This window comes from Nostocoides japonicum T1-X7, assembly GCF_001046855.1.
GTDB classification, from domain to species: Bacteria; Actinomycetota; Actinomycetes; order Actinomycetales; family Dermatophilaceae; genus Nostocoides; species Nostocoides japonicum.
Genome location: NZ_HF570958.1, coordinates 2,755,409 through 2,764,643 on the forward strand (window position 1 = coordinate 2,755,409; position 9,235 = coordinate 2,764,643).

A 9,235-nucleotide genomic window follows, 5' to 3' on the forward strand; every position below is an offset into this window, starting at 1 on the left:
CCCTGCGGGCCGCGGCGGCGGGCCGGGACGCGAAGGTGGCCCACCAGGCCGCGCACGGCGCCGCATACGACCCGGAGTTCACCCCGTCCGACCTCGCGGCCTTCGCCGGCCCGTGGGGATGGTTCGACGGCATCGTCCGGGCCGGGGTCGCGAACGGTCCGGGGCCGGGCATCGACGACGACCTCGCCTACGTCGCGGACTGGGGTTTCGACCCCGCCGACATCGGCGTCCCGACCCTGCTGCTCCACGGCCTCGACGATCGCGTCGTCCCGCCGACGCACTCGCAGTGGCTCGCCTCCCGCATACCGGGGGCGACGCTTCGGACGTATGCCGGGCTGGGGCACATCTCCGTGCTCACCCACGCGGCGGAGGGTCTGGAGTGGCTCAGCCCCCGATGTGCTCCATGACCTGGGTGAGCCGCACGCTGTTGCCCTGGGGGTCGCGGAAGCCGCGGTCGACGCCGTAGGGGCTCCGGCGCCGAGGTGAGCTCGACGTCCCCGACGACCGGTGGTGGTCCGACGTCGCATCCGGCATGCTCGCGGCCATGGACGAGGTGCTGGGGATGGACCGCGTGATGGCCGGGGGACGAGCGGTGGGGGGCCGGCTGCGGCAGCTGGCGCACGAGGTCGATGCGCTCGACGCCGCGGTCTTCGAGGCGGTCGCCCGCACGAGGAGCCCCGGCCTCGACACCGTCATGCCGCGGCTGACCGACGCCGCCGACCACTCCGTCCTGTGGATGGGGATCGCGGGGCTCCTCGGCGTGTCCGGCGACCAGCGCGCGCGTCGAGCGGCGCTCCGCGGGCTCGTGTCGCTCGGCGTGACGAGCCTCGTCGCCAACCAGGTCGCCAAGCGGGTCCACCACCGGCGGCGTCCGCCGACCTGGCCGGTCCCGCTCGGCAGGCGCTCCCGGCGGATGCCGTCGTCGGCGTCGTTCCCGAGCGGTCACGCGGCGAGCGCGGCGGCGTTCGCGACGGGTGTCGGCATCGAGTCGCCACCCCTCGGGATCCCGCTCGCGGCGCTCGCCGGGCTCGTCGGACTGTCCCGGGTGGCGACGGGTGCCCACTACCCGTCCGACGTGGCCGGCGGCGTCCTCATCGGCGTCGCGGTCGCCGCGCTCGGGGCCCGGCTCGTCCCGCCCGCGGAGCCACCGTCGCGGCAGGTCCGGCCACGGGCGGTCCAGCACGTCGAGCCCCGGCCCCGGGGGGAGGGTGTGGCCCTCGTCGTCAACCCCGCCTCGCACAGCGGACGGGGCCAGAAGGTCCTCCACGAGCTGCGCCGGCAGCTGCCCGAGCTCGAGGTCGTCGAGCTCGAAGAGGACTCCGACGTCGAGCAGGTCATGGACGAGACCGCCGCCCGGGCCGACGTCCTCGGGGTGGCCGGCGGCGACGGCACGGTCGGCGCGGCGGCCGCTGCCGCCCTCCGCCACGGCGTGCCCCTCGCGGTGTTCCCCGCCGGGACCTTCAACCACTTCGCCAAGGACGTGGGGAGCGTTCCCATCGGCAGGGCCGTCGACGCGGTGCGGGCCGGCACCGTCACGAAGGTCGACGTCGCATATCTGAACGACGAGCTCTTCCTCAACACGGCGAGCGTAGGGGCATACACCGACTTCGTCGAGATCCGGGAGCGCTACGAGCATCGGGTCGGCAAGCCGCTCGCCGCCCTGTATGCCGGCCTGCGGACGATCGGGCGGCGCCAGGCGCTGCGGGTGCGGGTCGACGAGGTGACGAGCGACGTCGACCTCCTCTTCCTCGGCAACGGGCGCTACCTGCCGCGAGGGTTCGTCCCGACCGAGCGCGAGCAGCTCGACGACGGGGTCCTCGACCTGAGGATGCTCGATGTCTCCAGCACCCTGGCGCGGCTGTCCGTCCTCGCGGCCCTCGTCACCGGGCGGCTCGCCCGCGACCCGCGGTACCACGAGATCTCGGCGCCCGCCCTCGACCTGGAGATCCTCGACGGATCGGTGCGGGTCGCTCGCGACGGCGAGCTCGGGGAGACGGCCGACCGGCTGCGGGTCCGGGTGGAGCGCCGGGCGCTCACCGTCTTCCGGCCGGCGGACGCGCCCGGCTGAGCCGTCTCCCCAGCCGCCTCCGGCGATTCGAGGCGTGCGGTGACCGGGCGGCGGGCATTGGATACCTCGACTCGGTGGGTGTCCGGTCGGTCGAGGTATGTGGTGACGTTCCGGTGGGGTCTCGATACCTCGACCCAGTGGGCGTCTGTCCGGTCGAGGTATCCAGCGACCGCCGCAGCGTCATCGTCTACCTCGACCCAGTGGGTGCCTGCCCGGGTCGAGGTATCCGGCGACCACCCGCACGGTCCGACTGCTGCGGCGTCGTCGCATACCTCGACCCGATTCGTCGTGGCTACCCCACCGACGCGCCGGCCGTGACCGACAGCTACCCCACCGACGTGACGACCTCGAAGAGCATCGGGGAGCTGGGGAACTCCTGCCATCCGGGCGCCGTGACGAGCTGCCGGAACTCCTCGGTGGCGTGGGCCGCGCGGAAGTCCGCCTCGGACTCCCAGGTCGCGACGTTGACCCAGCGGTGGTCGGCCTCGGATGAGAGGGCTCGATGCAGCCGCAGCGAGACGAAGCCGGGCTGGCGCATGAAGTACTGGCTCGTCGTGGTCCACAGCGCGTGGAAGGCCGCGTCGCGGTCCGGCGGCACGACGAACCGGTTCATGAGGGTGACGGGGCCGCCGACCCGTCCGTCGGCCGCCGGGGCGACGCGGTCCTGCGCTGAGATCTGGCTCATGTCTCTCCTTCGTCTGAGTGCATCCACTGCACTACTGTGCAATGAATGCACTCAGGTATACTCTCGCGTGATGGCTGGCGTCAAGGACGAAGGAGCGGCTCGTTCGCGGAACCCGGCGGACGAGTCCGGGCGAGCCCGACAGCGGCGACGGACGCGTGCCGCGATCGTCGATGCCACGATGCGGCTGCTCGTCGACGGGTCCGGGACCCCGGGCGTCAACGAGATCGCGGCGGCCGCCGACGTGTCGCGACGCACCGTGTACCAGTACTTCCCGACGCTCGACCAGCTGCTCCTCGATGCGACGCTCGGGCTGTTGACCCAGACCGACGTCGACGCCGCGATCGACGCCGCGGGGGCCGGCCATGGCGCGGCGACCGAGCGCGTCGAGGCGATGATCGCCGCGCTGGGTGAGGCCGCGGCGACCTCTCTCCCGCTCGGACGCTCCCTGATCCGGCTCACCGTCGAGGATGGTGACGGGCAACCCCGCAGCGCTGATACGCCGAGGCGGGGCTACCGTCGCGTCACCTGGATCGAGCGGGCCATCGCTCCACTGCGCGACGAGCTCGACGACGACCTCTTCGAGCAGCTGGTGTCGGGTCTGGCGATGGTCCTCGGCTGGGAGGCCCTCATCGTCCTCGAGGACCTGCGGGCGCTCGACGGCCCGGCCCAGACGCGCACCTCGGCGTGGGCCGCGCGCGCGTTGATCCGCGCGACGCTCGAGGAGCAGGCGGCACGTGACGCTAGGGACGGCGCCCGAGGATGAGCGGCCGGGTCGGGAGACGGGGTGGCGGCTCGCACAGACAGCGGGCACCGGGCCGGGCGCACCGTGATGGCATACCGATCGGGCGCGCACCCTCACCTCCCACCCACGACGCCGACCGGTGCGGTATGCCGGTGAGGCAGGGATGAGCGCCACCCAGGCGGTGGGCGCACGGCGCACGAAGGGAGCAGCTCGTGAAGGCAGTGCGGTTCAGCCGGTTCGGCGGTCCGGAGGTGCTCGAGATCGTCGAGCTTCCGGATCCGCATCCGGGTCCCGGCGAGGTCCGGGTCGCGGTGGGCGCAGCCGGCGTCAATGCGAGCGACTGGAAGAAGCGCCAGGGGCTCATGGACCAGGAGCTCCCGCAGACGATGGGCTACGAGGCGGCGGGTGTCGTCGACGAGCTCGGGGAGGGAGTCGACGACGTCGCCGTCGGTGACCGGGTGTTCGGCTTCTGCACCGACGGCGCCGCACAGGCCGAGCTCGCGGTGCTGTCGTTCTACGCCCGCATCCCACGCTCCCTCGACGTCGTGACGGCGGCTGCGTTGCCCTCCGCCGTGGAGACGGCCGCCCGGGCACTCGACCAGCTCGGCGTCCGGGCGGGCAGCACGTTGCTCGTCCACGGTGCGTCCGGAACGATCGGCCAGGCAGCGGTCCAGCTCGCCGTGGCGGGCGGCGCGAGGGTCATCGGCACCGGAAGCCCGGCGACCCACGATCGGCTGCGCTCCCTCGGCGCCGAGCCCGTCGCCTACGGCACCGGCATGGCGGATCGGGTCCGCGCCCTGGCTCCCGGCGGTGTCGACCTGGCGCTCGACGTCGCGGGCAGCGGGGTGTTGCCCGAGCTCGTCGGGCTCGCCGGCGGTCCGCAGCGCGTCATGACGATCGCCGACGTCGCGGGTGCCCAGGAGCACGGTGTCCGGTTCAGCACGGGCGAGTCGGGGCGAGCGCTCTGGGCACTGGCCCAGGTCGCCGGACTCGTGGAGTCGGGCCGGTTCTCGCTGCCCGTCGGGCGGACCTTCCCGCTCGCCGAGGTCGCCGAGGCGCACCGGGTCGGCGAGTCAGGTCTCGTGCGAGGCAAGCTCGTGCTCGTCGTGTCCCCGGAGCCGCCCGGCTGATCGCGTCCCCGCAACAACGGAGTCGACGGGGTCAGGCGAAGACGTCGGAGACGTACCGTCCCGCCTCGCGCTCGATGTGGTCGGCCCACTCCTGCGCCGCCTCGACGGTCGCGTCCATCGCCTCCTGGTAGATGCGGACGAAGGTGTCGCGGACGGCGGGCGCCATGTGCCGGCCGTCGCCGCATACATAGACGTTGGCGCCCGCCCGGAACAGGTCGGCGACATCGGCACGGTCCTGCCACAGCCGGTGCTGGACGAACATCACGTCCCCCTCGGGGGCCTTGAAGAAGGCGGGCCTGACGCTGACGACGCCCGCCGCCTCCCACTCGGCGAGCTCGTCGCGGTAGAGGAGGTCGACGTCGGGGTGGTCGCAGCCGAAGAAGAGGAGCGACCTGGCCACCGTGCGACCGCTGCGGGCCTGGACGGCCCGCTCCTGGAGGAACCCGCGGAACGGCGCGAGCCCGGTGCCCGCGCAGACCATGACCATCGGGACCTGCAGCGACGCCGGGGGATGGAACAGGTCGTTCGAGGACCGGACGGCGACGGTGACCCGCGTCCCCGGCCCGCAGTTGGCCAGGTAGCTGGACGCCATCCCCTGGAACCGTCCGCTGCCGGACAGTGCGGGTGCATCGACGACGGCGACGGTGATCGTGCAGTGTTCGGCGTTCCACAGCGGCGAGGAGGAGATCGAGTACTGCCGGGCCCTGGCCGGCGGCAGCATCTCGAGGAACGCGGCGAAGCCGAGGGAGCAGGCCGGGTACCGCTCGAGCAGCTCGAGCAGGCTCACCCGCTTGTCGAGGACGTCGACCTGGTATGCGGTGTCCTCCGCGAGCGCGTCGAGCTCGGCCCGCTGCGGTCCCTCGGTCGCGGCGGCGAGCGCGGCGACCTGGCCCCGGGTGGCCGGCTGGCCGAGCTCGACGTAGTGGAAGAGCACCTCGCTCGCGTTGACGGGGTGACCGACCGGCAGGGACGTCCGGGTTCCGCCCGCCTTGTGGATGACGATCTGGGTGTCGGAGGCCAGATCGAAGCGGGTGAGGGCGCGCATGACGAGGCCGATCGGGTTGTGCGGCAGGACGGCGAGGTAGTCGCCGGCGCGATAGGTCATCCCCTCGGGCAGGGCGATCTCGATGTGCCGCTTGGAGCGGCCGAGCGGCGAGGACATGTCGACGAGCTCGCGGTTCTCGACGACCTCGCCGTACTTGAGGTCCCCGAGCCGCAGGATCGACGCGCGACCCTCGGTGACGACCTCGACCTCGAGCTGGCTGCCCGTCGGGACAGCTCGCTCCTGCTTGCCGAGCGCGGCGCCGAGATCCCGCCACAGGTCGGCATACCACTCGTCGAAGGCGCCGAAGAAGTCGCCACCGGCGTCCGTCTCGCCCCGCTCCCGGAGCCGACTCGCCCCACCGGCGGCGAGCGCCTCGTCGAGCCGCTTCGGCACGGCCTGGTAGGTGCGTGCCCACTGCCGGTTGCCGCAGCCGAAGACGGCATACCGGACCCCGTCGAGCGTGCCCGGCTCGAGCCCGTCGGCCCACGCGACGAACTGGCGGGCGTTGTCGGTCGGCTGTCCCTCGTACGACGCGGTGACGACGATGACCGGGCCGTCGGTCGGCAGGTGCCCGGTGAAGTCGTCGAGCGGCGCGACCTGGGCGGCATACCCCTGTCCGGCGGCGTCGCTGCCGATCCGCTCGGCGAAGCCCTCGGCGGAGCCGGTGTTGGAGCCGAAGAGGACGTAGAGGGGGGTCGCGTCCTCCGACGGCGCGACGACGGCCGCGGCCTTCTCCGGGGAGGCCTGGCGAGGAGCGAGCGCGCTGCGCGGCGCGAACGACGTCGTGCCGCGGCTCTTGACCCGGATCCGGAAGTCCTTCGGCTTCAGCGTCAGCGTCTCGGAGACGACGAGTTGGTAGGACGGGTCGTCCTCGACGAGGTCGAACCGCTGGAGGATCATCGCGACGAGGAGGATTGCCTCCTGCATCGCGAACGGGCGGCCGATGCAGGCACGCTGCCCGTTCCCGAACGGCTTCCACGCGTTGGGCGGCAGCTCGGCCAGCGCCTCATGGGTGAACCGCTCCGGGCGGAAGGACTCGACGTCGTCACCCCACACGGTCGTGTCGCGGTGCAGCTGCGGGTTGAGGACCATCACGGTGTCCCGCTGGCTGATCGGGTACCTCCCGGCGATGACGGTGTCCTCGTATGCCTTGAGCTGGAACGCCGGAGCCGTCGGCCAGATGCGCAGCGACTCCATGAGCACCTGCTCGACGTACTTCAGCTTGCCGATGTCGTCGACGCTCGGGAGATCCGTGCCGAGGACCGCGTCGACCTCGGCCCGGGCCTTCTCGAGCACCTGGGGGTTCTTCAGGAGGAAGTACGTCGCGAACGACAGCAGTCCGCTCGTCGTCTCGTGACCGGCGATGAGGAAGGTGACGAGCTGGTAGCGGATGTTCTCGTCCGACAGGCCCTCGCCGGTGACCGGGTCGCGGCCGTTGAGCATGATGCCGAGCAGGTCCTTCTTGTCCGCAGCGTTCGGGTCACGTCTGCGCTCGGCGATGACGTCGTCGGCGACCTGCTTCATGAGCGCCAGGTCGTCCTCGTACGTGCGCCGGGACCCGAGGAGCAGCGTGCTCGCCGCCTCGGAGCCGCGGGTCCGGGCTCCCGCCTCGGCAAGGGCGTCGACCATCGCGCCGACGAACGGGTGCAGGTCGCGCTGGTAGAAGCTGTTGAAGCGGTAGTCGAACGCGCACAGGCCGATCGTGTCGAGGGTCATCCGCGTCATGTCGTCGGCGACGTCGATGACGTTGCCGGGGCCGAACCGCTCCCACCGCAGGAGCATCTGGTCGGCGATGTCGAGCATCCTGTCGAACATGCCGCGGATGCCGAGCGGCCCGAAGGCAGGCATGAGGAGGCGGTGCGCGATCGCCCAGTTCGGCTCCTCGGTCCGCGCCGTGAACAGGCCGTCGCCGGCGAAGTCACGGATGTTCTTCAACGCCCCGGCGACCCGCTTGTCGAAGCGGGACTCGTCGCATACCTCGTCGACGAGCTCCTGGGAGCTGAGGACGATCACCGGTGCGGGGACGTCCACGCGGTAGATCGGGCCATGGATCCGGGCCAGCCGCATGAAGCTCTGGACCGGCGCGTTCGGGTCCAGCAGGCCGAGGTTGCCCATCACGGGGTCGGGGGTCGGCTGGGGGATGGCCTGGATGCTGGACACGTGTCCTCCTCGACGGCGGGGCGCCAGTCGACCCTACTCACGGCGGCCCTCCCGGGTAAGGGTTCCGGGACGCTTCCCCTCCGACGGATGAGCCCGGTATGCCGGATGGCCGGGGTCGCGCGAACGCCCGGGCTCGTGCGGTGGGCCCGTTCGCCGCGTCGGCGAGGGCTACTCGTCGTTCGCTGCGCGGCGCCTGGCGACCTCCGTCGCGACGACCTCGTGGAGGGAGTCCACGGTGAGGCCGAGATCGCGCAATGCCCTTGCCGCCAAGCCGTTCTCGGCACGGGCGAGGCCGAGCAGCAGGTGCTCCGTACCCACCCAGTCGTGACCGAGGTCGGACGCCGCACGAAGCGCCTGCTCGATGGCCTCCTTGCTGTCCGGGCCGAAGGCGATGTGGCCCGGCAGCGCCTGTTCTCCGCCGGGTGGCATCGCCCCCTCGACCGCGGCACGGATCTCCTCCTCCGAGCAGGTGTGGGTCGTGAGCAGCTCGTGTGCGAGACCCCGCGGCTCCGAGAGCAGGCCGAGGAGGAGATGCTCGGTGCCGATGAGCTCGTGCCGGTGCTCCCGGGCGGACTCCTGGGCCAGGACGATGCTGTGCCGACTGAGATCGGTGAAGCCCTCGAGCGGGTTGCGGCTCCTCCGTTTCGGGGATCCGGGCGGGGTCGCGTCGAGGGCGTCGCTGATCTCGCTCCACGTCGCGCCACCCAGCTTGGCCTCGCTGACGTAGTGCTCGACGAGCTGGTCGCCCAGGTCGGACAGGGCCCGCGCCTGTCGTCGCGCCGCGCCGACCCTGGCGAGGTCGTCGGCGTCGGGCAGCTCCTCGTAGAGACGCGCGATGAGGTCGGCGAGGCTGATGTCGAGTGGAGCTGGAGCGGAGTGGCTCATGGTGGTGTCCTGTCCTCTGAGAAGGCCGACGAGAGAGGTGATGACCTCGCGCGCCGACGCCCTCGAGGCTTCGACGTCCCGCCAGTAGGACAGGACCTCCTCGGCCGCCGCCTCCGGAGTGTCGGCCCCGATGATCGCCGCGATGCGCGGAAGGGGTACCCCGGCCGAGCGGAGCCGTGCCACGAGACGTCCCTGCTCGACCTGCTCCGCCGAGTAGTAGCGGTATCCGTTGCTCGGGTCCACCTCGGCGGGCCTCAGCAGCTCGAGCTCGTCATACAGTCGCAGCGCCTTGGCGGTCAGCCCGCTGGCGCGGGCGAACTCCCCGATGCTCAACACGCAGGCCATCCTCTCCCTCTTGGCGCGGAGTGCGCCCACGGCCCACCCTCCGGTCTGCCCTCGGGGGAAGGTCAAGCGCGCGTGTGCCCCGCCCGGGAGGCTCGGCAGGTGCGGGCTTTCCGTGGTCGAAACCGAGAAGTGACCACGACAACCCCGCACCTGCCGGGGACCGGCTCCCCCCCCC

8 protein-coding genes are annotated in these 9,235 nt (G+C 72.1%); 4 read left to right on the forward strand and 4 right to left on the reverse strand.

The annotated features are described in order from the left end of the window. The coding region (locus BN12_RS12310) for an alpha/beta hydrolase (protein WP_048552846.1) at positions 1-407 on the forward strand (407 nt) is incomplete at its 5' end. Here the strand turns inward: BN12_RS12310 and BN12_RS24520 are convergent. Then, entirely contained in the window at positions 385-546 is a 162-nt protein-coding gene (locus BN12_RS24520) for a hypothetical protein (RefSeq protein WP_157635475.1), read from the reverse strand. The genes BN12_RS12310 and BN12_RS24520 overlap by 23 nt on opposite strands. On the opposite strand from BN12_RS24520, the gene BN12_RS12315 reads away from it, so the two are divergent. Continuing rightward, positions 545-2,068, forward strand: a complete 1,524-nt coding sequence (locus tag BN12_RS12315) for a bifunctional phosphatase PAP2/diacylglycerol kinase family protein (RefSeq protein ID WP_200901207.1) — start codon at positions 545-547, stop codon at positions 2,066-2,068. The two genes, BN12_RS24520 and BN12_RS12315, sit on opposite strands and share 2 nt — an antisense overlap. A 325-nt stretch (positions 2,069-2,393) precedes the next feature. On the opposite strand, the gene BN12_RS24525 is transcribed toward BN12_RS12315, so the two are convergent. Further along, the gene (locus tag BN12_RS24525) at positions 2,394-2,753 is read right to left on the reverse strand and encodes an antibiotic biosynthesis monooxygenase family protein (protein ID WP_048552850.1); all 360 of its coding nucleotides are present in this window, start codon (positions 2,751-2,753) and stop codon (positions 2,394-2,396) included. Positions 2,754-2,823: 70 nt separating this feature from the next. Between BN12_RS24525 and BN12_RS23815 the strand changes: the two genes are divergently transcribed. Continuing rightward, on the forward strand, positions 2,824-3,516 hold the full coding sequence (locus BN12_RS23815; protein WP_048552851.1) for a TetR family transcriptional regulator: 693 nt from the start codon (positions 2,824-2,826) through the stop codon (positions 3,514-3,516). A 191-nt stretch (positions 3,517-3,707) separates the two neighbouring features. Then, positions 3,708-4,625, forward strand: coding sequence for an NADP-dependent oxidoreductase (locus BN12_RS12330; protein WP_048552857.1), 918 nt, complete (start codon positions 3,708-3,710; stop codon positions 4,623-4,625). Between the two features lie 31 nt (positions 4,626-4,656). Here BN12_RS12330 and BN12_RS12335 read toward each other — a convergent pair whose 3' ends face one another. Both BN12_RS12335 and BN12_RS12340 read right to left on the reverse strand, forming a co-directional pair. Next, complete coding sequence (locus BN12_RS12335) at positions 4,657-7,830, reverse strand: bifunctional cytochrome P450/NADPH--P450 reductase (protein WP_083454615.1); 3,174 nt, start codon at positions 7,828-7,830, stop codon at positions 4,657-4,659. A 168-nt stretch (positions 7,831-7,998) separates the two neighbouring features. Then, on the reverse strand, positions 7,999-9,051 hold the full coding sequence (locus tag BN12_RS12340) for a MerR family transcriptional regulator (RefSeq protein WP_048552859.1): 1,053 nt from the start codon (positions 9,049-9,051) through the stop codon (positions 7,999-8,001). Between the last annotated feature and the right edge of the window lie 184 nt (positions 9,052-9,235).

Coding starts and splice junctions, on each gene's coding strand:
- BN12_RS23815 (WP_048552851.1), top strand. CDS start 2,824: ATGGCTGGCGTCAAGGACGAAGGAGCGGCTCGTTCGCGGAACCCGGCG.
- BN12_RS24525 (WP_048552850.1), bottom strand. CDS start 2,753: ATGAGCCAGATCTCAGCGCAGGACCGCGTCGCCCCGGCGGCCGACGGA.
- BN12_RS24520 (WP_157635475.1), bottom strand. CDS start 546: ATGGCCGCGAGCATGCCGGATGCGACGTCGGACCACCACCGGTCGTCG.
- BN12_RS12315 (WP_200901207.1), top strand. CDS start 545: ATGGACGAGGTGCTGGGGATGGACCGCGTGATGGCCGGGGGACGAGCG.